The organism is Burkholderia sp. 4NA327C6, assembly GCF_005502655.1.
Lineage (GTDB): Bacteria > Pseudomonadota > Gammaproteobacteria > Burkholderiales > Burkholderiaceae > Burkholderia > Burkholderia contaminans.
The window spans coordinates 32,273-54,460 of record NZ_SCNZ01000008.1 but is presented as its reverse complement, the minus strand read 5'-3'; the positions used below and the strand labels follow the sequence as shown (position 1 = coordinate 54,460).

Genomic DNA, 22,188 nt, shown 5'->3' with positions numbered 1-22,188 from the left:
CTTTTTTATAAGCTGCTGTAAAAACCGCCCAGGCCGGCCGCGCTCAGATCGCCAGCGCGTCCGGCGTCGCCTGCGCGCGGCGCTTCGCGAGCGCACGCAGGCAATGCGCGATGCAGCCCGCGAATGCCTCGTCGAACCATGGTTGCGCGCCCGACACGCCGACCACGATCCCGCCGAGCGCGACGCCGCCCCACAGGTTCGTGTCGCCCGCGCGCAGCCGGTACGGCTCCAGCGCCTGCACGACGTGGCCATCGCGGCCCGTTTCCCACGACAGCCGCGCCTTCGCGCGCGCATACGCCCGGTAGTCGGCGTCCCAGTCCTTCGGATCGGGCAACGAGAACTCGTACAGGATCGCGTCGTCGAACGCCACGTCGTGAGGCCCGAGCGCGGGATCCATGATCACGATGTGCAGGCAGCCGCTGTCGCCGACGAAGTCGCTCTGCAGCGCGGCCGACAGGCTCGGCAGGAGCAGTTCGACCGCGGCGACGGCGACGGCGCGGTCCACAAACGCGCTACCGCCGCGGCGACCGGTCAGCGCTTCGGGTGTCGGGTTCGGCATGGGATTCTCCAGAGGAAAGCGCGCGTGCGCGCAACGCCTCGATCAGGTCGGCCATTGCGGCGGGCTGGGTCAGGTCAGCAGGGAAACCGGCCGCGACGGCGCGCGCGGTCGACACGGCCTCCCGTGTAGCGCCCGTGTCGTCACGCGCCGCCGGCCGCGCATCCGCCGGCGCGTGAACACGGGGCCGTGCATCCCGCGTCGACAGCGAACGTGACGAAGCCGCCGCCGCACTGGCCGACGACGATGACGAGCACCGCCCGGGCGGCGTCTCGTCGGTCCCCATCGTCATGCGCGCGGGAGGCGATTCAGCGCGCACCGTTTCGTGCACGAGCGCTCAGTGGTGCGGCTTGCGCTCGCGGTCTTGGCCGACGGTGCCCGGCTCGGGATCGAGCACGGCCGGCTGCGTCGGCGTCACGGTCCGCTGGTTGGGATGCAGCACCATGCCCGAATCGTGCTCGCCCTCACGACGAACCCGCACGCGGTTCTCGACGTCGCGCACGCACATGCAGCCGTCGGCCAGATCCTCGATGCCATGCTTCATCCATCGCGCCGGCACCGTGCCGTCCAGTTCGACGCGGCCGTCCTGCACCTGCACCGTGACGTCGCTCACGTCGATGTCGACGGCATGCGCGAGCCGCTCGCAAACATCTTCGCGGATCCGCTCGTCCGACCGCGTATAGCCTTTCGGCCCGCGACGATTGCGCAGCGCGTCGCGTTCGGCTTCGCTGCCGAACCGCGACCGGTCACGGGCTTCGCCGCCGTAGCGCGGATAGTCGCGCGGATCACCCTGGGCGCGTTCGCTGTCGTACCCGCCCATCCGGTGCTGCCCGCGAAATTCCGGCGGAACGCCGCGGTACTGGCTTTCCCTGTACGGGCTCTCCCGCCAGTCGCGGCCCTGCGCGCGACGGTCGCGCTCGCCGTAGCCGGGTTCGGGCTCGCGCGCCGGCTCGCGCTGGAAGTCGCCCTGCCAGCCCGCATCGGCCCCGCCGTGCCGCTGGCCGACCGGCCGCGCCGAGCGTTCGGTCCATTCGCTGCCCCAGTCTTCCGGACCGACGTCCTCGCTGGCGAAGCGGCCGTACGCCGACTCGTCGCCCGCTTCGGGCCATCGCGCGGGATCGCCCGGGATTCCGCGCTCGCCGGCGCCTCGGTACGCGCGTTCGTTGCGCTCCTGCCAGTCGGGCGGGCCACCGCGTTCGCCGTGCCGTCCGGGATATCGTCGTTGCATCGTGTCCCTCCTTGATCGCGCCTGCGCCGCGCCCGGCCCCATGCCGCGTCACGGCGCACGTCGGTCAGGTCGAATGCAAGTCGCGTGCCGATGTCGTGGCCGACGGAAGACGGACGCGCATCGCGACGCCGCGCTGCTGCCGGACGCGCGAATCTGCAATGCGATTGCAGTTTTTGCGTGCCGGGCGTCACGGCGTGCCGTCATCGCCCGCTTCGTCCCCGTCATCCGGTTCCGTCGTGCGACCGGGCTCGCTCAGCCGCTCGGTGCGGTCCGGCTTGATGTCCATCCCTTCGTCGAGCGTCGAATCGCCGTCCGCCGACGCGCGCTCGCCAGTGCCCGCACGGTCCGTATCGCTGTCGAGCGATGCATCGCCGCGTTCGAGCGCGTGATCGTCGAGCGGCGAATCGACGTCGAACGGATGACGCCGCGCGCCCGCCGTGTCGCTGCCGCTGTCGGACGAGTCGCTCGGCCCCAGTGCGCGGCCGTCGCGGCCGCGGCTGGCATTGTCGCCGTCCGGGCCGGACGGTTCGTTGTCGGGGTTCAGCGTGCTGTTCATGTCGTTCTCCTTGCGAGGCTCGCGGCCGCGGCGCGGCTTGCGGAACGGATGCGCGTGCAATCGGCATGCCGCACCGCGCAACGGCACCGCCGGAACCGATTGCGCGCGGCGCGCACGACGATCGGCACGACCGATGCGCACCCATTGATCAGCCGAATTGAGTTCCCTTATGCTTTCGGGGTGCCAATCCGATTCGTACTGCCGCCGCCGGCCCGCCCGACGGCGGCCGGTCGGCGCTTGCCCACCCATCTTCGCCAAGCTGCTCCGATGATGAAAGACGACATCGATCCTCTCTCGCCTCCCCCGCCGCTCGGGCAATCCGACGCGCGCGACCTGTTGCACCGCTTCGCCGAGTTCCGGTTCCAGACGGTGGTCGAGTCGATCACCGACTACGCGGTGTTCATGCTCGATCCGCACGGCAACGTCGCGACCTGGAACGCGGGGGCCGCGCGCATCAAGGGCTATCGCGCCGCCGAGATCGTGGGCCACCACTTCTCGCGCTTCTATCCGCCCGACGCGATCGCGGCCGGCCGGCCGTCGCTCGGGCTCGCCGAAGCGGCCGCCAACGGCCACTTCGCGGATGAAGGGTGGCGCGTGCGCAAGGACGGCTCGCAATTCTGGGCGAGCGTGACGATCACGCCCGTGCACGATCACTCGAGCCAGCTTTGCGGCTTCATCAAGATCACGCGCGACATGACCGAGCGCAAGCGGCTCGAGGAGCTCGAAGCGTCGACGCACCGGCTCAGCGTGTTCATCGCGATGCTCGCGCACGAGCTGCGCAACCATCTCTCGCCCTTGCGCCATTCGGTCGGCGTACTGCAGAGCCTGGCCAACCCGGCACCCGCGCTCGCGCAGTGCCGCGATGCCGTGCATCGTCAGGTCACGCAACTGACGCGGCTCGTCGACGATCTGCTCGACGTCGGGCGTATCACCGCCGGCAAGCTCGAGCTGGACGACCGCCCCATTAACGTGCGCGACATCGTGTGCCGCGGCGTCGAAAGCATCCAGCCGAAGCTGGCCGCGCGCGGGCAGCAGATCCACGTCGATCTGCCGTCCGATGCCGTGCCGCTGCACGGCGACGATGCGCGGCTCGTCCAGGTGCTGCACAACCTGCTCGACAATGCGTCGAAGTTCTCGCCGCTCGGCGGACGCATCGACGTCGGCGCCCGGATCGAGGGGCCGGTCGTCGCGATCCGCGTGACCGATCGGGGCGTCGGCATCGCGCGCGACGCGCTCGAAACCATCTTCGACCTGTTCGAGCAGGAAAGCGGAGCGGGCCGGCGGCCGACCGACGGCTTCGGGCTGGGTCTCGCGATCTGCCGGACGTTCGTCGAACTGCACGGCGGGCGCATCTCGGCCGAAAGCGACGGCCCCGGCCACGGTGCGACGTTTACGGTGCGGTTGCCGATCGACCGCGTGGCGCGCGCGACACGCGGCGAAGTGCCCGGGTCGGTCAAGCCCGAGCGGACGGGCACGACGCCGCTCCGTATCCTCATCGTCGACGACAATCGCGATTCGGCCGACACGCTCGCCGTGCTGCTGCAGGTGAAAGGACACGCGCCGCGCGTCGCCTACAACGCGCACGACGCTCTGGCGCTCGCCCGCGACTACGCGCCGCAGCTGATGATCCTCGACCTCACGATGCCCGACGTCGACGGCTTCACGCTGCTGCACGAACTGCGCGCGATCGACGCGCTGCGCGACGCGACCTGCGTTGCGCTGTCGGGACATGCCAGCGCGGCGGACCTCGAGCGCACCGAACGCGCCGGCTTCGACGAGCACCTCGTGAAGCCCGTCGAAATAACCGTGCTCGACGCGCTGCTGCAGCGCGTCGCGCGCGGCGTTCGCGACAACCCGTGACCGCCGTGCTCAAGCCACCACGCGACACATCGCCGCGCATGCTTCACACGCGAGCGCGCAGCGGCGGCAATGATCGTGCGCATGCCGCAGGCATTCGGCCGCACACAAGTCGCATGCTCGAGCGCACAGCGCGCAGACGCCGGGCGTGAGCACGCTGCGGCGCGCCATCGCACCCGACGCGAAGCGGCACAGCTGCGCGCATTCGATGTCGAGCGCGATGCAGGCGGCCAGCGCATGCGCATCGCGTTCGGCGAGGCACGCGGCCGCACACGTATCGCATGCGTGTGCGCACGCGTCGCAAGCGGCCATGCAATTGTCGTACTGATCGTTCATCGCAGTCCTCACGGTTTCGGTCGGCATCGTCATGGCGTCAGCTTCACCTTCATCCAGCCCGGCTCGCGCGTGTCGAACGCGCGATACGCATCGATCGCATTCGTCAGCGGCTCGCAACGCGTGAGCACCGACAGCGGGTCGAATGCGCCGCTGCGCACGAGTTCGACGAGCGGCGGCGTCACAGTGCGGTGATTGCAGTTGCCCATCTTGATCGTCAGGTTGCGGTTCATCGCATCGCCGATCGGAAACACGCGCGACGCCGGCGGATACACGCCGATCACCGCGACCGTGCCGGCTTTCGCGACCGCGCGCACCGACCATTGCAGCACCTGCGACGGTCCGTCCCCCGGCACCCAGTTGCGGCCGTCCGGCTTGCGGTGCGGCGCGATCGCATCGACTTCCGCATCGAATGCCTGCGCCGCGTCGCGATCGGCCGCGGCCGGCCCGTGCGTCGCGCGCATCGCGTCGACGCCCACCGCGTCGATCACGCGATCGACGCCGATTCCGCCCGTCAGCCGCAGCACCGTTTCGACCGGATCGTCCTCCGCGAAATCGACGATTTCCGCGCCTTGCGCGCACGCCATCTCGAGACGCGACGCAACGCGGTCGACCGCGATCACGCGCCCGGCACCCATCAGCTTCGCGCTCGCGATCGCGAATTGGCCGACCGGCCCCGCGCCGAACACGGCGACCGTATCGCCCGGGCGCACTTCCGCGAGCTGCGCGCCGAAATAGCCGGTCGGAAAAATGTCCGACATCAGGATCGCGCGATCGTCGTCGATCGCATCCGGCAGCCGGATCAGGCTCGCGTGCGCAAGCGGCGTGCGCGCGTATTCGGCCTGCAACCCGTTGAACGCGCCGCTGTCGGCCGGGCCGCCGAAGAATGCGGTACCCGCACGCGGGCCGCCCGGGTTCGCGACATCGCATTGCGCGGTGTAGCCCGCGCGGCAGTACGCGCAACTGCCGCATGCGATCGTCGATGGGATCAGCACACGGTCGCCGCGCCGCAGGTTGCGCACGTCGCGCCCGACCGTCTCGACGATGCCGACACCCTCGTGGCCGAGGATCGTGCCGGGCTTCATCCCGCCGAGGGTGCCGCGCACCATGTGCAGGTCGGTGCCGCAGATCGCGCTGGCCGTCAGGCGCACGATCGCGTCGGTCGCCTCGGTGATTTCGGGATCGGGCACCGTGTCGATGCGAATGTCGCCGATACCGTGAAATACGACTGCTTTCATGTCAGGCTCTCCTTGTTCGAACGTTCTCGGAACTACCGAGAACGCAATCGAGCAAGGAACGAGCCCTGATGCGCATCATCTGAATGCGCTCCGCGGTGCGGCCGCGCCGGACCACCCGGACGAACTCGTCCGGCACCGCTGTATCGGCTCGCGCCTGTCGCCGGAGCTGGCGCCCTACCGCTGGGAATTCGCGGAAAACGGCCGCCCTTCAGCTGTTGGCAGACGCTCCCGTCGCAGCGGCATCTCGCTTTACTGCCACGCACTTGATCTCGACCAGCAAGCCGGGATGCGCGAGTTCGGTCACGCCTATCGACGTCCACGCGCATGTGCCGCGTGGAAAGACCCGATTCTTCACCTCGCGAAATACGGGCATATGCGTGCCCATCTGCACGTGGTACGTCGTCATATCGACAACATCTTCAAAAGTGCACCCAGCCGCTTCCAGAACCACGCGCAAATTTTCCCAGCACGCCAGGAATTGCGCTTCGGGATCGGCGATGACTTCGAGGTCAACCGTCCGCCCGACCTGTCCGGCGCAAAAAACAATGGACCCCACCTTCACGGCCGGTACGTAACCGGCGCGCTCCACGATACGTTGCATCGTCGGCGGGATGATCAATTCACGGACGGTCATGTGTGTTACCCCTTAAGGATTGAAGCGGTCACTCACCGCGGCCCGGATGATGACCGTATCTGGCCGGGAGCACCCACGAAATTCAACTCAGCGAGCGGCAATCGGTGATTCGGTCAGCATCGTATCGGCGATATCGAGCATCGCGCGCAAGCGATCCATATGCCGAAGGTCATGGTGGTAACCCACCCAGATGTCTCTGGATGGAGGCGGCTCCGGCGTTTCGATGCGCTGCACTGCCGGTATCGCGTCGCCCAGCGGTCGCGGCAGCACCGCCACGCCCATGCCTGCCGCGCACATCCGGCCCTGAACGGCTCGGCTCGTGCTGGTGAACACGCGCCGCGACCGCGGGAACCTGTCGAGCAGCCAGGCGACGTCGGGGAAATGAGACTGCGCCGTATTCATCACGATCAATCCCACCGAAGCAGGATCGCGCCGCAACGCACGTGCGGTTTCCGCCGTGCCGTAAAGACCGTACGGAACGCTCATCATGCGGCGCTGGACAATGTCCGGTTCGGTGAAAGGAACGATCCGGAAGGCCAGGTCGGCCTCGCGACGCGACAGGCTCAGCAATCGGTAGCTCGCGATCACTTCCGGCACCACGGCCGGATGACGGCGCACCAGTTCCGCCAGAACGGGCGCGAGAACGTAGCCGGCGAACCACTCTGCGCACGATATCCGCAAGATGCCTTCGAGGCGATCGTGATTACCGGCCAGACGCCGCTCCATGGCCAGCGCGGCGTTTTCCATCGCTTCGGCGAGGCTCAGCACGGTATCGCCTGCGTCGGTGAGCACCAGCCCATCCGCGGTCCTGCGGAACAGCGCCTGCCCGGATTCATCCTCCAGCGCCTTGATCCGGCGGCCGATCGTCGGATGGCTCACGCCCAGGCTTCGGGCTGCCGCACCGAAAGATCCGCCCCGCTTGACCGCCAGAAAGACCCGGACATCACTCCATTCCATGCGACGAAGCCTCGTTCAAAAATGTACATTCAATATACAAGAACGACCATTCACAAACAATTGTGTGGGCCTCACGATGGTGACCTTCATCTACCGAACCGCCCCGCTCGGGGCCAACTCTACGGAGTGTGAAGACATGGGCAAGTTGAAGGGCAAGGTCGCGATCGTGACGGGGGCATCGAAAGGCATCGGCGCAGGCATCGCGCGCCAGCTTGCGGCCGACGGCGCACAGGTCGTCGTCAACTACGCATCCAGCGCGACCGGTGCCGAAAAGGTCGTCGGGGACATTCAGGCCGCCGGCGGGAAGGCATTGGCGGTGCGCGCCGACGTGACGAACAAGGCGGAGGTCGAGGCACTCGTCAACGCGGCCATCGACCATTTCGGGCGGTTGGACATCGTGGTGAACAACTCCGGCGTCTACCAGTTCGCCAGGATCGAGGAGACCACCGAGGCGCGCTACCGCGAGCAATTCGACGTCAACGTGCTCGGCCGGCTGCTGGTCGCCGGCGCCGCTGCGCCGCACCTGGGCAACGGCAGCAGCATCGTCAACATCGGTTCCAACGTCACGCGCGTCCTTCCGGCCGAGAGTGCCATCTATAGCGGCACGAAAGGCGCAATCGACGCCATCACCGGCGTGCTCGCGCGGGAACTCGGCCCGCGCGGCATCCGGGTCAATGCAGTGAACCCCGGCTTGGTGGAAACCGAAGGCACCCATGCCGCCGGAGTCATCGGCTCGGACTTCGAGACGTGGAACGCGGACCAGACACCGCTCGGCCGCATCGGCCAGGTGCGGGACATCGCGCCGATCGTTTCGTTTCTCGCGTCGGACGACTCGGGATGGATGACGGGCGAAATCATTCTCGCGTCGGGCGGCATGCGCTGACGCGCCATGCTCGCGGGAACGCGCGCCGATCCCGCACCGGCGCGCATATTGACCTGCCCCGTCGAGCGTATCGAAACGCGGAATCGAGCGAAAGGAGAAATGCATGAACAAGACCTGGTTGATCACCGGCTGCTCCGGCGGCTTCGGCCTGCATCTCGCACGCGCGGCGGCCGCGCGCGGCGACCACGTGGTGGCAACGGCGCGTGCGCCGGAAACGCTGCGCGATCTGGCACGGCGTTATCCGGACACGCTGCGTGTTGCAGCGCTGGACGTGACGAAGCCGGAGACGATACACGCGGCCATTGCGTTGACGACCGAAACGTTCGGCAGGTTGGACGTGCTGGTCAACAACGCCGGGCATGGATTCATGGGCGCAATCGAAGAAGGCACGCCGGACGAATACCGACCGCTATTCGACGTGAACGTCTTCGGGCTCATCGAGACGACGCGTGCGGCGTTGCCGCTGATGCGGCGCACCGGAGGCGGCAGGATCGTGAACCTGTCGTCCGGTGCCGGTATCGCCGGCTCGGGGGGCCGCGGCTATTACAACGCGACGAAGTTTGCCGTTGAAGGCCTGTCGGAGGCCCTCGCGCAGGAAGTCGAACCGATGGGCATTCGCGTGGTCATCGTGGAGCCCGGTCCGTTTCGAACCGAATTCCTGGGGCGCTCGATCGCGGTCGCCAAGCAGCAAATCGGCGACTATTCGGCAACCGCCGGCTCCGCGCGCAACTACCGCGACAGCAATGACGGACATCAGGCAGGCGATCCCGCCAAAGCCGCCGCGGTGATCATCCAGGCGATCGACTCGGACGATCCACCGTTGCACCTGCCGATCGGACCGAGTGCCCATGCCATTGCGGAGCGCAAGCTGAAGGCGTTCCGCCAGGACATCGACGCATGGCGCGCGCGCTCCATCGCGACCGACTTCGATTGACGGTGTCGGGCCGACGCAACGGTCGGCCCGAGCGAAAACGAATCGCGGACACGCCGCCGGTCGTTGAACATCGGCTTGTCGACCGCCGTCCGGTGGCACGCCGGCGAACGATAAGTCGCCCGCCGGCGGCCGGCTTACATCGGAGGCGCTACCCCGTCCTTCTCGACCACGATCTGGCGTCCGTCGTATCCCCCGTTCTTACCCGGCGTAGCCACGACGAAAATCTTCTTGCCCGCCGACAAATCGGCGCGCGTCGCCTGGATGAGCGTCACGACCGGCGCGTCGGGCGGCACGTTGATCGTGTTGCTGCCGCCCTTGTACGAAAGCTTGAGATCGCGCCCGCTCGTGCCTTGAACGACGGTATCCACGTTCGCGTTCGTCATCGAGCTGTTCGCGGCGAGATCCCACGCATAGTGGCCTTCACCCATGCCGCGCGCGGCTTCGGGGAATACGAGCACTTCCTTCGCGATCAACTTGCCGTTCTCGCCCGGCGTGGCCGCTGCGCCGACATAGGAACCCGGTTTGATATCGGAAAGCTGAATCGCTTTCACCGCGTTCACGTTGGTCGACGCCGCGACATTGATGAGCACGGTATCGCCGCTGCGACGATGGACCTTCAGGCTGTCTCCGGAAAACGCGACGATGTCGCCACGAATGCGCTCGGGCTTGCTCGCGGCGGATTGCGCGAACGCGGTGCCGGCCAGCGTAGCCGCGACGGCGGAGGCGGCGAGTTTGAGTCGAATGGACATGAATGCTCCTTTGATGAGGTTGCGATCGAGAACGTGACCGGCGAGGTGTCCAGGGCCAAGGGCTCAGGAGCCGCCAAACCAGTTGTATCCCTGGTTTTCCCAATAACCGCCCGGGAATGCGTTGGTCACCGTGATGGCGACGATGTGTTTGGGATTCTTGTATCCGAGCTTGGTCGGCATGCGCAGCTTCATCGGGAAGCCGTATTTCGCGGGCAAGACGCGGCCGTCATAGGTGAGCGTCAGCAGCGTTTGCGGATGGAGCGCGGTCGGCATGTCGATGCTCGTCCAGTAGTTGTCGGCGCAATGCAGCGCGACGTACTTCGCGGTGGTGTCGGCGCCGGCGCGCAACAGGAAATCGGAAAATCGCACGCCGCCCCACTTCCCGATCGCGCTCCACCCTTCGATGCAGATATGCCGCGTCACCTGGCTTTCCTGCGGCAGCGCATGGAGCTCGTCGAGCGTCCACGTACGCTTGCCCTTGACCAGCCCGCCGAGCTGGAGCCGATATTTCTCCGCATCCACGTCCGGCACCTGGTCGATGTCGTAGTACGCGTTGAATGGAAAGGGCCGCGCGATCATCGACTCCGGATACGTCGGCGCAAGCTTGCGCGGATCGAAGAGCGACGCCTGCACGTCGTCGTTGAACGACGACACGCGGCGCAGCATCGTGTTGACCGATTGGTCGTCGGTCAGGTCGCAGCCGGAAAGCAGCATCAGGCCGCCGAGCGTGAGGATCCGCTTGCCGAACAGGCGGCGTTGCGTCGACTGGAGTGCGTTGCGCGCATCCTTGACGATCGCATGCGAATCGAGCTGCGAGACGCGGTCGGCCCGCGACGAACGTTTGGGTTCATTCATGATCAGCGCCCTCGAATCATCGTGAGCAATGCGCGCGGAACGAGCGCGACCATCACGACGTGAACCGCAAAGAAACCGACGAGCACACTCATCGCGACGAAATGAACGATGCGCGCGTTGTCGAATCCGCCCATCAATGTCCTCAGGACCGCAAACTGCACCGGTTTCCAGATGGCGAGCCCCGACAGGACGAGCAGCACGATATCGGCGAGCGCGCCGAGATACGCGAACTTCTGCACGGCGTTGTACTGCGCGGGATCATCGTGGACCAGCTTGCCGCGCAGCGCGGCGGCGAGATCGGAAAGGAGCGCGCGCATGCCGGGCGGCAACAGCTTCCTGCGCAGCCGCCCTGTTGCAATGCCGAGCACGAGATAGGCGAACAGGTTGCCGACCAGGATCCACATCGCCGCGAAGTGCCAGAGGAGCGCACCGCCCAGCCAGCCTCCGAGCGTGATGGAAGGCGGAAACGTGACCGCCCTGAAAATCGGCGACGCGTTGTAGACCTGCCAGCCGCTCAGGCACAGGGCGATGACTGCGGCGGCATTGATCCAGTGGAGAAGACGGACCCACAGCGGATGAATCGTCGAACGTTTCAAAGCGAACTTCCTCGTAACCTTGCGGATGGTGCACGCGTCATGCCGTGGCGACATGGGCGTGACGAGAAGGATCGCAATTGCCGCGACGCAGCGGTATCGGTCGAACGACCGACCCCGCTCGGACTCCTGTCGAGCCGATGGTCAGGCGGCTCGCCGGAACAATGGCGGTAGTCCGCCACGCGACGCGTCAGCGCGGGCCGCCCAGTCGAAGGTTCGCTTCGACGTCGACCACGTCCCGCCGCTCGCGCGCGTTGAAGGTGGCGGATTCATCCCGCCAAATGCCGTCACTGCGCCGGAAAACTTCCGGCGCCGACGAAGACCATGGCGACCGCTGACGGCATGTGCGTGAGCGGCTGACATCGCGGTGCGTCAAGTCTGCAGAACAGATTCCGCATGTACCGCCATCCCACCCTCGGCTCGGCTCCATTGCACGACCCATTCGGGCAGCTCGGGCGATGGCTGCGTCACGCCGATCCCCGCCAGTAGTTCGTCCGTCGGCACGGTACCTCCGCCGCGCTTCAGGAAGCGGGTTCGCACGACACCGACCGCGACCTGCATCCCGCCACGGCTGAACCCCTGCTCCAGGAACACATGCTTTTCGTCCCAACCGATCACACGCGTCGCGACGTCGTAGCGCTCCCACAGATGCAGCGATCGATGAAATCGTATCGTCTCGAGCGTGACGACGGGATACCACCTTTGCGCGTTGACGCGTTGCCAGACGCGCGAGCGCAGCAGCAGATCGACCCGCCCCAGATCGAGAATGCCAAAGTAGCGGCCATTGGTCATGTGGCGCAGCACATCAAGGTCGTTGGGCCACACGCGGAACGGCGTGACACACGTGTCGAGAATGTGCAGTCGCTGACGACGCAGGCTCAGCAGGAACGTAAGACACAAACGTAGCAGTAGATTCATGAATCGCGAGTTTTGACGGTGCCGTCGCAGAGCGCGCGTCACGGCATCCATACCGGACGGGAGGCAGCCTGCGTTAGCAAACCGAAATTAATCCTTCCATGCGGCCAGAACGCAAGGCGGAAATTCGCACATATGCACGCTGCGGCCGTCTGCGACGTCCGTGTTACCGGGCAACATTTGCCCACTGAACGCCTCCTCGATAGTCGGTGACGACACAAAACGAAACAGATACGCGATTCGTGGTGTGTTTGTTATGGACGTTGCTAATCACGCTCGCAAATCCGAGCAAGCGCGCGATCCATGGCGAGTGCATAGAGCGAATTCAAAGAGTGGGTCGCGATGTACTCGTGAGTTGCACGAGAAATGCGCTCGCTGCAGTCAGTAAGATTCCGAAATTCACCGGATTGTGCGAGTACATGGATGAACCCGCTTTTGAGACGGTCGAGTTCGGGACGTATTTCTTTCTCGAGATCCGCACGCGCATCATCCGGGGCGTGATCAGAACGCCGCCATTCAGCCAGCAGCGCATACTGGACAAGCTTGTTGGCTTCAATTTGATCCGTGAAGAAATGGTCTGCCAACTTGGCCGGTACTCCGTTGGCTCGCGCTTCCTTTACCGCGGCAGCGATCACCTCAGACTCTCTCGAAAGATCCTCCACGGGCTTTCCGGAGTCCCACTTGCTCAGTGTGACCTGCCTCGCAATTCGTAGCCGTGCCGCCGTCAGGTCCAACAATGCGCTTAACGTCGATGCGTTGCCTGAAGGTACCGCTGCCGACGGCGATGTAGATAACATGACAGTGGCGAGCGAACTTATCAAAAGACATGATCTCCAGGATCTGAACTTCATTCTGCGGGCAATTCCATCTGGTGCAGGAGTCGAACGCTCGACCTTCGATTTATACGCCCTCGTTTCGTCAGGTCGCGGCGCCCTCGGCGCCCATTCCTGGGTGGCAGTAGCGGCCACGCCGCTTTTCCCTTCCCGCACGCTACAAGTCATGGTGTCTACGCCATCTTCTCCGTCACTGAAGAATCGCAAAACATTTGACCGGTGCACATCGGTCAAATGACCGATCCAACGTGCAAGGGATTTCCGATTCGTGAGGGCCGCCGTTCGATGCTGTAGGCGTTCACAACTAGCGCTAGCCGTGTTCACGGGCGCGCTAATTTGTTCAGCAACGCCGGTAGCAGCGTCTTTTCTAAAATCGAACGCCTGGATTCAGTTTCCCAACGTTCACGGCGTGCTTGGGCAGCCCGCTGTGCCCCAAGAGACGCGCAATCATGTCGCGTCGTTCGACACACATAACCTCACATGCTCGCGCAAATACACATCGCGCTCTGCCGGCAGGCGGGACTCGGCCCAAACGACGTAGTCGACGGTGCTCGATTGGCAGCGTGCATACAGCAAAGCGAACTGCTGTTGAACCGTTTCTGACGATACCGCGACATCCCGCAGCAAGGTCTCCCGATTGCCTTGAATGTCGCGATACTTGACGCGAAGCAGTTCGACGAAAAGCTCACTCGCACTCCTGAATTTCGAGTAAAACGCGCCGTGCGTGTACCCGGCGTGCGCCACAATGTCCTCGTTGCTCGATGCTGCCAGCCCCTTCTCCGCGATGCCCAGCGCGGCAGCGTCGAGTAGGTCCCGACGGGTGAGTTCGCGGCTTTCCGAACTTCGCACAAAGAACAGGGCGACGACGTCACGCCCCGCCACGGCGTCGCTACGTACGGCCGTTACCGACCGGCAACAGCCTCAGGCGCCGCCCCTTGCCATCCTCCGCCGAGCGCCTTGAACGCAGCCACCGACGCCCGAGCCGCTTCGGTTTTCGCCTGCACGCGCTCATCCGAAGCGCGCAGCAGGCTTTCATCGGCCTGCAACACTTCGATCAGGCTGACGACGCCCTTCTGGTACGCCGCGAACGACGCGGCTCTCGCGCGGCCGAGTGAATCCACGCCGCCGGCGAGAACGGCCGCCTGTTCGTCGCGTTTGACGAGTGCCGAGAACGCGTTCTCGACGTCCTCGGTGGCATGCAGCGCCGCGAGTCGATAGGCGGCCAGCATTTCGGCATCCTTCCCTTTGGCGTCGGCAATCTGCGCATTGATCCGCCCGAAGTCGAACAAACGCCAGCGCAAGCCGAGCACGCCGGCAGCCTGGTTCGCGCCGCCGGCAAACAGGTTGCCCGCGCCCATCGTCGTCGCGCTGCCGATCAACCCGCTCAGCGAGAACTTCGGGTAATACTCGGCAATGGCCACGCCGATGCGCGCGTTCGATGCCGCCAGGCGCCGCTCGGCGACGATCAGGTCGGGCCGCCGCCTGAGGAGTTCGCCCGGCGTGCCCGTCGCGGCGAGCCGCGGTGCAACCGGCACGTCGCCACCGTCGAGCAATTCCGCGCGATACGTACCGGGTTGCGAGCCGAGCATCACGTCGAGCGCATTCATCGCCTCGTCCAGCGCCGCTTCGAGTACCGGCACCGTTGCGCGAACCTGGGCGAGCGCGCCTTCGGCCTGCCGGACCTGAAGCTCCGCCGCGAGCCCCTTTCCATACAGCAGGTTGATGGTCGACAACAGGTCCTGCTCGGTCTGCACCTGATGCCGCGCGACCTCCAGCCGGCCCTGCAGCCCGCGAATCGTGATGTAGATGTCCGCCGTCTGCGCGGCGACGGCCAGGCGCGTGGCGACCGCCGCCGCTTCGGATGCCTGATAGTCGGCGAGCGCGGCTTCCCGCCCGCGGCGCAACCCGCCGAACACATCCACCTCCCAGCTCGCGTTGAAATCGGCCTCGTAGTCGTTGCCGTGACGGTCGAAACCGGGCGTCGAATTCAGCACGCGCCCCAACGGCGTTTCGACCGACTGGTAGACGCGCGCCGCCTGACCCGTCACGTTGCCCGACGGCAGCAGCGCCGCATTCGCCGCACCGAGTGCGGCACGCGCTTGCGTCACGCGTGCCGCGGCCTGCGCGAGATCGAGGTTCTGCGCGAGCGCGAGCGTGATGAACCGAGTCAACTGCGGATCGCCGAAGCCCGTCCACCACGTCGCAAGCTCCGCGTCAGCCGCCGCGTGCCGCTGCTCCACGGCGCGCTGGCCCAGGAAGCGCTGCGGCATCGCGACATCCGGCCGCACGTAGTCGGGACCGACGGCGCATCCCGCCGACAGGAGCGCGGCAAGCACCGCGGCAACGATGGGTTTCGGTAGCATGACGGTTTCAGCAAAGACCAGGTAGTGACTATAATACCAAATAGTCACTCGTTGTCCATCCCTGCCAGCCGCAATCCATGAAAGAAACCTCTGCTTCCCCCGTGCCCGCGCGCGGTCCGGCCGATCATGACGTGCGCGATCAGATCGTGGCCGCCGCCACCGAGCACTTCAGCCGGTATGGCTACGAGAAGACGACCGTGTCCGACCTCGCGAAGTCCATCGGCTTCTCGAAGGCCTATATCTACAAGTTCTTCGAGTCGAAACAGGCGATCGGCGAGATGATCTGCGCGAACTGCCTGCACGAAATCGAAACCGACGTGCGCACTGCCGTCGCCGAAGCGGAACTGCCGACCGAAAAACTGCGGCGCATGTTCAAGGTCTTTACCGAGGCGAGCCTGCGGCTGTTCTTCCGCGATCGCAAGCTGTACGACATCGCCGCGTCGGCCGCCACCGGCAACTGGCAGTCGGTGCAGGCCTACGAGGCGCGCGTGCAGAAGCTGCTGCAGGACGTGCTGCAGGCGGGCCGGCAAAGCGGCGAGTTCGAGCGCAAGACGCCGCTGGACGAAACCGCGTCGGCGATCTACCTCGTGATGCGGCCGTACCTGAATCCGCTGCTGCTGCAGTACAACCTCGACACGACCGACGCCGCGCCCGCGCAGTTGTCCAGCCTGGTGCTCCGCAGCCTCGCCCCATGACCCGACACCATTTGTGACCATTGACTATTTTAGTCACTAGATACAAAATGAAAGCCCCGATCACTTCGTCAGTGGGTCTTTCATGGTCCGGCGTCGCCTCGCTCTCCTCGCAGTCGCTTCCGCACTGCCCTTCGCGCTAGCCGCCTGCAGCGGAAAAGCGCCGTCCGATCCGCGCACGGAGGCACCGCTCGTGCGTACCGCCATCGTCCAGGCAGCCGCGCCCGCGTCCCGTTCGTTTACCGGCACCGTCGCCGCCCGCGTGGAGAGCGACCTCGGCTTCCGCGTGTCCGGCAAGGTGCTGGAGCGGCTCGTCGATACCGGGCAGACTGTCCGGCGCGGCCAGCCGCTGATGCGGATCGATCCCGTTGACCTGAAGCTCGCGGCGCGCGCACGCGACGAAGCCGTGGCCGCGGCACGGGCCCGCGCACTGCAGACCGCCGAGGACGAAGCGCGCTACCGCGATCTGCGCGGCACCGGCGCGATATCGGCATCGGCCTATGACCAGGTCAAGGCAGCGGCCGATGCCGCGAAAGCCCAGTTGAGCGCGGCCGAGGCGGACGCCGGCGTCGCGCGCAATGCGACCGGCTATGCGGAACTCGTCGCGGACGGCGACGGCGTCGTGATGGAAACGCTCGCCGAGCCCGGTCAGGTCGTCAGCGCCGGCCAGCCGGTGGTGCGGCTCGCACACGCCGGCAGCCGGGAAGCCGTGATCCAGTTGCCGGAAACGCTGCGCCCGGCGGTCGGGTCCGTCGCGCAGGCCGAGCTGTTCGGCAAGCCGGGCTCGAATGTCCCCGCCACGCTGCGCCAGCTCTCCGATACCGCCGATGCGCGAACGCGCACGTTCGAAGCGCGCTACGTGCTGCAAGGCACGCTGGCCGCCGCGCCGCTGGGCGCGACCGTCACGATCCGCATACCGGACGACGCACGCGCGGCGCCGCAAGCCGGCCTGCAGGTGCCGATCGGCGCGCTGCTGGACGGGGGCAAAGGGCCCGGCGTATGGGTCGTCGCAGGCGAGCCCGCCAAGGTGGGGTGGCGGGCGGTCACGGTCGAGCATCTGGACGACGACAGTGCACGCGTGTCCGGCGCGCTCAAGCAGGGCGACCGGGTCGTCGCGCTCGGCGCGCAGTTGCTGCATGACGGCGAAGCGGTCCGCGTGTCGGCACCGGCCGCCACGCTCGCGAGCGAAGGAGGTCGGCCGTGAGCGAACGCCGCTTCAACCTGTCGGCGCTCGCGGTGCGCGAGCGTGCAATCACGCTGTTCCTGATCTGCCTGATTTCGCTCGCGGGGCTCGTGTCGTTCTTCAAGCTCGGCCGCGCGGAGGATCCGGCCTTCACCGTCAAGGTGATGACCATCGTCACCGCATGGCCGGGCGCGACCGCGCAGGAAATGCACGATCAGGTTACCGAAAAGATCGAAAAGCGCATGCAGGAGTTGCGCTGGTACGACCGCAGCGAAACCTACACGCGCCCCGGCCTCGCGTTCACGACGCTGACGCTGCTCGACAGCACGCCGCCGTCCGAGGTGCAGGAGCAGTTCTATCAGGCGCGCAAGAAGATCGGCGACGTATCGAGCGATCTGCCGGCCGGCGTGATCGGCCCGCTGGTCAACGACGAATACGCGGACGTCACGTTCGCGCTGTTCGCGCTGAAGGCCAAGGGCGAACCGCAGCGGCTGCTGGTGCGCGATGCGGAGGCACAGCGCCAGCGGCTGCTGCATGTGCCGGGCGTGAAGAAGGTCGACATCATCGGCGAGCAGGCGGAGCGCATCTACGTGCAGCTGTCGCACGACCGGCTCGCGACGCTCGGCGTGAGCCCGCAGGACGTGTTCGCCGCGCTCAACGGCCAGAACCTGCTGACACCGGCCGGCTCCGTCGAGACGCGCGGGCCGGAGATCTTCATTCGCGTGGACGGCGCGTTCGACACGCTGCAGAAGATTCGCGACACGCCGATCGTCTCGCAGGGGCGCACGCTGAAACTGTCCGACATCGCGACCGTCGAGCGCGGCTACGAAGATCCGTCCACCTTCCTGATCCGCAACAACGGCGAACCCGCGCTGCTGCTCGGCGTCGTGATGCGCGACGGCTGGAACGGGCTCGAGCTCGGCCGCGCGCTGGACCGCGAAGTCGGCGCGATCAACGCGGCGCTGCCGCTCGGCATGAGCCTGACCAAGGTCACCGACCAGTCGGTGAACATCAGCTCGGCCGTCGACGAGTTCATGGTGAAGTTCTTCGCCGCACTGCTCGTCGTGATGCTCGTGAGCTTCGTCAGCATGGGGTGGCGCGTGGGGCTCGTCGTCGCCGCGGCCGTGCCGCTGACGCTGGCGATCGTGTTCGTCGTGATGGCCGCGACCGGCAAGAACTTCGACCGCATCACGCTCGGCTCGCTGATCCTCGCGCTCGGGCTGCTGGTCGACGACGCGATCATCGCGATCGAGATGATGGTCGTGAAGATGGAGGAAGGCTACGACCGCGTGGCTGCTTCAGCCTACGCGTGGAGCCATACGGCCGCGCCGATGCTGGCCGGCACGCTGGTCACCGCGGTCGGCTTCATGCCGAACGGCTTCGCGCGCTCGACCGCCGGCGAATACACCAGCAACATGTTCTGGATCGTCGGGATCGCGCTGATCGCATCGTGGGTCGTCGCCGTCGCGTTCACACCGTACCTCGGCGTGAAGATGCTGCCGAACCTCAGGAAATTCGAAGGCGGCCACGATGCGATCTACGACACGCCCCGCTACAACCGCTTCCGGCAACTGCTGACGCGCGTGATCGCCCGCAAATGGCTCGTCGCCGGTTCGGTCGTTGCCCTCTTCGTGCTCGCGATTCTCGGCATGGCGATCGTGAAGAAACAGTTTTTCCCGATCTCCGATCGCCCCGAGGTGCTGGTCGAGGTGCAGATGCCGTACGGCACGTCGATTTCGCAAACGAGCGCCGCCACGCAGAAAGTCGAGGCGTGGCTCGCGAAGCAGAAGGAAGCGCGGATCGTCACCGCGTACGTCGGCCAGGGCGCGCCGCGCTTCTATCTCGCGATGGGGCCGGAGCTGCCCGATCCGTCGTTCGCGAAAATCGTGATCCGCACGGATAGCCAGGACGAGCGCGAAGCGCTGAAGGCGCGGCTGCGGCGCGCCATCGCCGACGGCCTCGCGCCCGAAGCGCAAGTGCGCGTGACGCAGCTCGTGTTCGGCCCGTATTCGCCGTTCCCGGTGGCCTACCGGATCACGGGCCCCGATCCGCACAAGCTGCGCGGTATCGCAACCGACGTCGAGCGTGTGATGCACGGCAGCCCGATGATGCGCACGGTCAATGCCGACTGGGGCACGCGCGCGCCGACGCTGCACTTCACGTTGCAGCAGGACCGCCTGCAGGCCGTCGGGCTGACGTCCAGCGCGGTCGCGCAGCAGCTGCAGTTCCTGCTGACCGGGGTGCCCGTCACCGCGGTGCGCGAGGATATCCGGACCGTACAGGTCATCGCGCGCTCGGGCGGCGATACGCGGCTCGACCCGGCGCGGCTCGACGATTTCACGCTCGCCGGCGCGAACGGGCAGCGCATCCCGCTGTCGCAGGTCGGCAAGGTCGACGTGCGGATGGAAGAGCCGATCATGCGCTGGCGCGATCGCGTGCCGACGCTCACGGTGCGCGGCGACATCGCCGACGGCCTGCAGCCGCCGGACGTGTCGGCCGCGATCACGAAGCAGCTTCAGCCGATCGTCGCCGCGCTGCCGAGCGGCTATCGAATCGAGGAAGCCGGCTCCATCGAGGAATCCGGCAAGGCCACGAAGGCGATGCTGCCGCTCTTCCCGATCATGCTGGCGGTCACGCTCGTGATCATCATCTTCCAGGTGCGCTCGATCTCCGCGATGGTGATGGTGTTCATGACGAGCCCGCTCGGCTTGATCGGCGTGGTGCCCACGCTGATCCTGTTCGGGCAGCCGTTCGGCATCAATGCGCTGGTCGGCCTCATCGCGCTGTCGGGGATCCTGATGCGCAACACGCTGATCCTGATCGGCCAGATCCACCAGAACGAACACGCGGGGCTCGATCCGTTCCATGCGGTCGTCGAAGCGACCGTGCAGCGGGCGCGCCCGGTGATTCTTACCGCGATGGCGGCCGTGCTCGCGTTCATTCCGCTCACGCATTCGGTGTTCTGGGGCACGCTCGCGTACACGCTGATCGGCGGCACGTTCGCCGGGACGGTCCTCACGCTCGTGTTCCTGCCCGCGATGTATGCGATCTGGTTCAGGATCCGACCCGGCCATTCCACCGCCGCGCGCCACGGCGGCCATGAGCCGGCCTCGCCGGCCGAGCCCGCGCTTCAGCCCGTGCTGGATGCGCGCGATTGATGACGCTATTCACCCTATCGAAGGAAGCAGTCATGTCGCATTCCACCGTTGTCGTCGTCACCGGCGTTTCGTCGGGCATCGGGCGCGTCGCCGCAGAACAATTCGCCAAACGCGGGTGCCGCGTGTTCGGCACCGTGCGCAGCATCGCGCAAACGGCGCCCGTCGCCGGCGTCGAGCTGGTCGAGATGGACGTGCGTGACGACGCATCCGTTCAATCGGGTATTCAAACGATCATCGATCGCGCCGCCCGCATCGACGTACTCGTGAACAATGCGGGCACGAGCCTGATCGGCGCGGTAGAGGAAACCTCCGTGACCGAAGCGACAGCGTTGTTCGACACCAACGTATTCAGCATCATGCGTACGGCCCGCGCCGTGCTTCCGCACATGCGGGCACAGGGGCGCGGACGGATCGTCAATGTCAGCTCGGTGCTCGGCTTCCTGCCGGCGCCGTACATGGGGCTCTATTCGGCGTCCAAACATGCGGTGGAAGGTTTGACCGAATCGCTGGATCACGAACTGCGCCAGTTCGGCATTCGCGCGACGCTGGTCGAGCCGTCGTTTACGCGGACCAACCTGGACGTCAACGCGCCGCAGGCAAGCGCACCGATTGCGGCTTATGACCGCGAGCGCACGCTTGCGTCGCGCGCCGTCGTCCACAGCGTGAAAACCGCGCCGCCCCCCGAGGGCGTGGCCGCCACCGTCGTCGACGCGGCGCTCGGCGCATGGCGGATGCGGCATACACCTAGCGGCGAGGCGTCGCTGCTGCGCAAGTTGCGGCGCTTCATGCCGGCCGGCCCGGTCGATGCGAGCCTGCGGAAGAAATTTCATCTCGCGTGACACGGCGGGCCGACGAAACAGTCTTGAACGAGGTATCCCCCATGGAAATCGGCATCATCGGAACCGGCAATATCGGCGGGACGCTGGCGCGCCGGCTGAAGGCAGCCGGACACAACCTGCGAATCGCGAATTCCAAGGGACCGGAGGACGTGCAGTCCTTCGCGAATGAAATCGGTGCGCTCGCCGTCGACGTGGCGGGCGCTGTTCGCGGCGCCGATGCGATCATTCTCGCGATTCCGCTGCCGGCGATGGCGAAGCTGCCGCCGCATCTGTTCGACGCGGTGCTCGCGAACGTGCCCATCATCGACACCAGCAACTATTACCCCGGCCTGCGCGATCCGCGCATCGCCGACATCGACGGCGGCATGCCCGAAAGCGTGTGGGTCTCGCATCGACTCAGCCGTCGCGTGATCAAGGCGTTCAACAACATCCTCGCTTATTCGCTCGCCGAGCACGCCATGCCGGAAGGCACGCCCGGACGTCTGGCAGTGGCGGTCGCCGGGGACGAAGGCGATGCCAAGCAAGTCGCGATGGCGCTCGTCGATGCGGTCGGCTTCGACCCGGTGGATGCCGGGTCACTGGAGGAATCGTGGCGGCAGCAGCCGTCGACGCCCGCCTATTGTTGCGACTGGGACGCACCGACGACGCGCGCCGCGCTTGCCGCGGCGATACGTGGCGACGCCGCCGCCAAACGCGACCGGATGCCCGAGCAGTTCGCGAAGCTCGGCGCGGATCCGCGCCATGAGGATATCGTCAGGATGAATCGCGGGGCGAATGCGATCGACGGTTTCGATCCTTGCTAAGCCGTACGAGCGGTACGCACGTTTTCCGC

The 22,188-nt window shown here is 66.3% G+C and carries 23 protein-coding genes and 1 pseudogene; 9 read left to right on the top strand and 15 right to left on the bottom strand.

Annotated features, from left to right (window positions below; all coding sequences use genetic code 11):
* Positions 1–43: 43 nt before the first annotated feature.
* The 4 genes and pseudogenes from FFS49_RS10730 to FFS49_RS10715 form a co-directional block, all read right to left on the bottom strand.
* The gene (locus FFS49_RS10730; protein WP_105815536.1) at positions 44–559 is read right to left on the bottom strand and encodes a hypothetical protein; all 516 of its coding nucleotides are present in this window, start codon (positions 557–559) and stop codon (positions 44–46) included.
* Positions 513–668, bottom strand: a pseudogene (locus tag FFS49_RS42565) (response regulator); the annotation flags it as partial. The pseudogene FFS49_RS42565 and the gene FFS49_RS10730, both read right to left, overlap by 47 nt.
* A gap of 225 nt (positions 669–893) precedes the next feature.
* Positions 894–1,784 (bottom strand): BON domain-containing protein, encoded by an 891-nt coding sequence (locus tag FFS49_RS10720; protein WP_105815535.1) that lies wholly within the window; start codon positions 1,782–1,784, stop codon positions 894–896.
* Between the two features lie 187 nt (positions 1,785–1,971).
* Positions 1,972–2,340, bottom strand: coding sequence for a chemotaxis protein (locus tag FFS49_RS10715; protein ID WP_105815670.1), 369 nt, complete (start codon positions 2,338–2,340; stop codon positions 1,972–1,974).
* Between the two features lie 267 nt (positions 2,341–2,607).
* Between FFS49_RS10715 and FFS49_RS10710 the strand changes: the two genes are divergently transcribed.
* The gene (locus FFS49_RS10710; RefSeq protein ID WP_105815534.1) at positions 2,608–4,200 is read left to right on the top strand and encodes an ATP-binding protein; all 1,593 of its coding nucleotides are present in this window, start codon (positions 2,608–2,610) and stop codon (positions 4,198–4,200) included.
* A gap of 9 nt (positions 4,201–4,209) precedes the next feature.
* Here the strand turns inward: FFS49_RS10710 and FFS49_RS10705 are convergent, their stop codons facing one another.
* The 4 genes from FFS49_RS10705 to FFS49_RS10685 all read right to left on the bottom strand — a co-directional run bounded on the left by FFS49_RS10705 (position 4,210) and on the right by FFS49_RS10685 (position 7,359).
* Complete coding sequence (locus tag FFS49_RS10705) at positions 4,210–4,533, bottom strand: four-helix bundle copper-binding protein (RefSeq protein ID WP_105815669.1); 324 nt, start codon at positions 4,531–4,533, stop codon at positions 4,210–4,212.
* 29 nt (positions 4,534–4,562) lie between these two features.
* Positions 4,563–5,768: a zinc-dependent alcohol dehydrogenase gene (locus FFS49_RS10700; protein ID WP_105815533.1), complete on the bottom strand. Its 1,206-nt coding sequence runs from the start codon at positions 5,766–5,768 to the stop codon at positions 4,563–4,565.
* A gap of 208 nt (positions 5,769–5,976) precedes the next feature.
* Positions 5,977–6,402 (bottom strand): RidA family protein, encoded by a 426-nt coding sequence (locus tag FFS49_RS10690; RefSeq protein ID WP_105815532.1) that lies wholly within the window; start codon positions 6,400–6,402, stop codon positions 5,977–5,979.
* Positions 6,403–6,489: 87 nt separating this feature from the next.
* Positions 6,490–7,359, bottom strand: a complete 870-nt coding sequence (locus FFS49_RS10685; protein WP_105815531.1) for a LysR family transcriptional regulator — start codon at positions 7,357–7,359, stop codon at positions 6,490–6,492.
* 136 nt (positions 7,360–7,495) lie between these two features.
* Between FFS49_RS10685 and FFS49_RS10680 the strand changes: the two genes are divergently transcribed.
* Both FFS49_RS10680 and FFS49_RS10675 read left to right on the top strand, forming a co-directional pair.
* Positions 7,496–8,242: a glucose 1-dehydrogenase gene (locus FFS49_RS10680; RefSeq protein ID WP_105815530.1), complete on the top strand. Its 747-nt coding sequence runs from the start codon at positions 7,496–7,498 to the stop codon at positions 8,240–8,242.
* Between the two features lie 103 nt (positions 8,243–8,345).
* Positions 8,346–9,176 carry an oxidoreductase gene (locus FFS49_RS10675; protein WP_105815529.1) on the top strand — a complete coding sequence of 277 codons (831 nt, stop codon included), beginning with the start codon at positions 8,346–8,348 and terminating at the stop codon, positions 9,174–9,176.
* A 134-nt stretch (positions 9,177–9,310) separates the two neighbouring features.
* Here the strand turns inward: FFS49_RS10675 and FFS49_RS10670 are convergent, their stop codons facing one another.
* The 5 genes from FFS49_RS10670 to FFS49_RS10650 all read right to left on the bottom strand — a co-directional run bounded on the left by FFS49_RS10670 (position 9,311) and on the right by FFS49_RS10650 (position 13,085).
* Positions 9,311–9,925 (bottom strand): hypothetical protein, encoded by a 615-nt coding sequence (locus tag FFS49_RS10670; RefSeq protein ID WP_105815528.1) that lies wholly within the window; start codon positions 9,923–9,925, stop codon positions 9,311–9,313.
* A 63-nt stretch (positions 9,926–9,988) separates the two neighbouring features.
* Positions 9,989–10,780, bottom strand: coding sequence for a molybdopterin-dependent oxidoreductase (locus FFS49_RS10665; RefSeq protein ID WP_105815527.1), 792 nt, complete (start codon positions 10,778–10,780; stop codon positions 9,989–9,991).
* 2 nt (positions 10,781–10,782) lie between these two features.
* Positions 10,783–11,376 carry a cytochrome b/b6 domain-containing protein gene (locus FFS49_RS10660; RefSeq protein ID WP_224755703.1) on the bottom strand — a complete coding sequence of 198 codons (594 nt, stop codon included), beginning with the start codon at positions 11,374–11,376 and terminating at the stop codon, positions 10,783–10,785.
* 369 nt (positions 11,377–11,745) lie between these two features.
* Complete coding sequence (locus FFS49_RS10655; protein ID WP_105815668.1) at positions 11,746–12,291, bottom strand: thioesterase family protein; 546 nt, start codon at positions 12,289–12,291, stop codon at positions 11,746–11,748.
* A gap of 263 nt (positions 12,292–12,554) precedes the next feature.
* Entirely contained in the window at positions 12,555–13,085 is a 531-nt protein-coding gene (locus FFS49_RS10650) for a chorismate mutase (RefSeq protein WP_171026752.1), read from the bottom strand.
* Here FFS49_RS10650 and FFS49_RS41955 point away from each other — a divergent pair.
* Positions 12,970–13,359 carry a hypothetical protein gene (locus FFS49_RS41955; RefSeq protein ID WP_171026750.1) on the top strand — a complete coding sequence of 130 codons (390 nt, stop codon included), beginning with the start codon at positions 12,970–12,972 and terminating at the stop codon, positions 13,357–13,359. The two genes, FFS49_RS10650 and FFS49_RS41955, sit on opposite strands and share 116 nt — an antisense overlap.
* A gap of 209 nt (positions 13,360–13,568) precedes the next feature.
* Here FFS49_RS41955 and FFS49_RS10645 read toward each other — a convergent pair whose 3' ends face one another.
* Together FFS49_RS10645 and FFS49_RS10640 are read right to left on the bottom strand one after the other, a co-directional pair.
* Positions 13,569–14,003, bottom strand: a complete 435-nt coding sequence (locus FFS49_RS10645; RefSeq protein ID WP_105815524.1) for a TetR/AcrR family transcriptional regulator — start codon at positions 14,001–14,003, stop codon at positions 13,569–13,571.
* A gap of 20 nt (positions 14,004–14,023) precedes the next feature.
* Positions 14,024–15,484 (bottom strand): efflux transporter outer membrane subunit, encoded by a 1,461-nt coding sequence (locus tag FFS49_RS10640; protein ID WP_105815523.1) that lies wholly within the window; start codon positions 15,482–15,484, stop codon positions 14,024–14,026.
* Between the two features lie 77 nt (positions 15,485–15,561).
* Between FFS49_RS10640 and FFS49_RS10635 the strand changes: the two genes are divergently transcribed.
* From FFS49_RS10635 to FFS49_RS10615, 5 genes are all read left to right on the top strand, one after another.
* Positions 15,562–16,179, top strand: a complete 618-nt coding sequence (locus FFS49_RS10635; RefSeq protein WP_039341302.1) for a TetR/AcrR family transcriptional regulator — start codon at positions 15,562–15,564, stop codon at positions 16,177–16,179.
* An 82-nt stretch (positions 16,180–16,261) separates the two neighbouring features.
* Positions 16,262–17,380, top strand: a complete 1,119-nt coding sequence (locus FFS49_RS10630) for an efflux RND transporter periplasmic adaptor subunit (RefSeq protein ID WP_105815522.1) — start codon at positions 16,262–16,264, stop codon at positions 17,378–17,380.
* Entirely contained in the window at positions 17,377–20,517 is a 3,141-nt protein-coding gene (locus FFS49_RS10625) for an efflux RND transporter permease subunit (protein WP_105815521.1), read from the top strand. The genes FFS49_RS10630 and FFS49_RS10625 overlap by 4 nt, the downstream gene beginning before the upstream one ends.
* Positions 20,518–20,549: 32 nt before the next feature.
* Positions 20,550–21,356 (top strand): oxidoreductase, encoded by an 807-nt coding sequence (locus FFS49_RS10620; protein ID WP_105815520.1) that lies wholly within the window; start codon positions 20,550–20,552, stop codon positions 21,354–21,356.
* Positions 21,353–22,159, top strand: a complete 807-nt coding sequence (locus FFS49_RS10615) for an NAD(P)-binding domain-containing protein (RefSeq protein ID WP_226285463.1) — start codon at positions 21,353–21,355, stop codon at positions 22,157–22,159. Before FFS49_RS10620 ends, FFS49_RS10615 begins: the two co-directional genes overlap by 4 nt.
* Positions 22,160–22,188: the final 29 nt, after the last annotated feature.

What these genes read in the sequence shown, in the direction of transcription:
- FFS49_RS10730 (WP_105815536.1), bottom strand. Translation starts at nt 559, where the DNA reads ATGCCGAACCCGACACCCGAAGCGCTGACCGGTCGCCGCGGCGGTAGC.
- FFS49_RS10720 (WP_105815535.1), bottom strand. Translation starts at nt 1,784, where the DNA reads ATGCAACGACGATATCCCGGACGGCACGGCGAACGCGGTGGCCCGCCC.
- FFS49_RS10715 (WP_105815670.1), bottom strand. Translation starts at nt 2,340, where the DNA reads ATGAACAGCACGCTGAACCCCGACAACGAACCGTCCGGCCCGGACGGC.
- FFS49_RS10710 (WP_105815534.1), top strand. Translation starts at nt 2,608, where the DNA reads ATGATGAAAGACGACATCGATCCTCTCTCGCCTCCCCCGCCGCTCGGG.
- FFS49_RS10705 (WP_105815669.1), bottom strand. Translation starts at nt 4,533, where the DNA reads ATGAACGATCAGTACGACAATTGCATGGCCGCTTGCGACGCGTGCGCA.
- FFS49_RS10700 (WP_105815533.1), bottom strand. Translation starts at nt 5,768, where the DNA reads ATGAAAGCAGTCGTATTTCACGGTATCGGCGACATTCGCATCGACACG.
- FFS49_RS10690 (WP_105815532.1), bottom strand. Translation starts at nt 6,402, where the DNA reads ATGACCGTCCGTGAATTGATCATCCCGCCGACGATGCAACGTATCGTG.
- FFS49_RS10685 (WP_105815531.1), bottom strand. Translation starts at nt 7,359, where the DNA reads ATGGAATGGAGTGATGTCCGGGTCTTTCTGGCGGTCAAGCGGGGCGGA.
- FFS49_RS10680 (WP_105815530.1), top strand. Translation starts at nt 7,496, where the DNA reads ATGGGCAAGTTGAAGGGCAAGGTCGCGATCGTGACGGGGGCATCGAAA.
- FFS49_RS10675 (WP_105815529.1), top strand. Translation starts at nt 8,346, where the DNA reads ATGAACAAGACCTGGTTGATCACCGGCTGCTCCGGCGGCTTCGGCCTG.
- FFS49_RS10670 (WP_105815528.1), bottom strand. Translation starts at nt 9,925, where the DNA reads ATGTCCATTCGACTCAAACTCGCCGCCTCCGCCGTCGCGGCTACGCTG.
- FFS49_RS10665 (WP_105815527.1), bottom strand. Translation starts at nt 10,780, where the DNA reads ATGAATGAACCCAAACGTTCGTCGCGGGCCGACCGCGTCTCGCAGCTC.
- FFS49_RS10655 (WP_105815668.1), bottom strand. Translation starts at nt 12,291, where the DNA reads ATGAATCTACTGCTACGTTTGTGTCTTACGTTCCTGCTGAGCCTGCGT.
- FFS49_RS10650 (WP_171026752.1), bottom strand. Translation starts at nt 13,085, where the DNA reads ATGTTATCTACATCGCCGTCGGCAGCGGTACCTTCAGGCAACGCATCG.
- FFS49_RS10640 (WP_105815523.1), bottom strand. Translation starts at nt 15,484, where the DNA reads ATGCTACCGAAACCCATCGTTGCCGCGGTGCTTGCCGCGCTCCTGTCG.
- FFS49_RS10635 (WP_039341302.1), top strand. Translation starts at nt 15,562, where the DNA reads ATGAAAGAAACCTCTGCTTCCCCCGTGCCCGCGCGCGGTCCGGCCGAT.
- FFS49_RS10630 (WP_105815522.1), top strand. Translation starts at nt 16,262, where the DNA reads ATGGTCCGGCGTCGCCTCGCTCTCCTCGCAGTCGCTTCCGCACTGCCC.
- FFS49_RS10620 (WP_105815520.1), top strand. Translation starts at nt 20,550, where the DNA reads ATGTCGCATTCCACCGTTGTCGTCGTCACCGGCGTTTCGTCGGGCATC.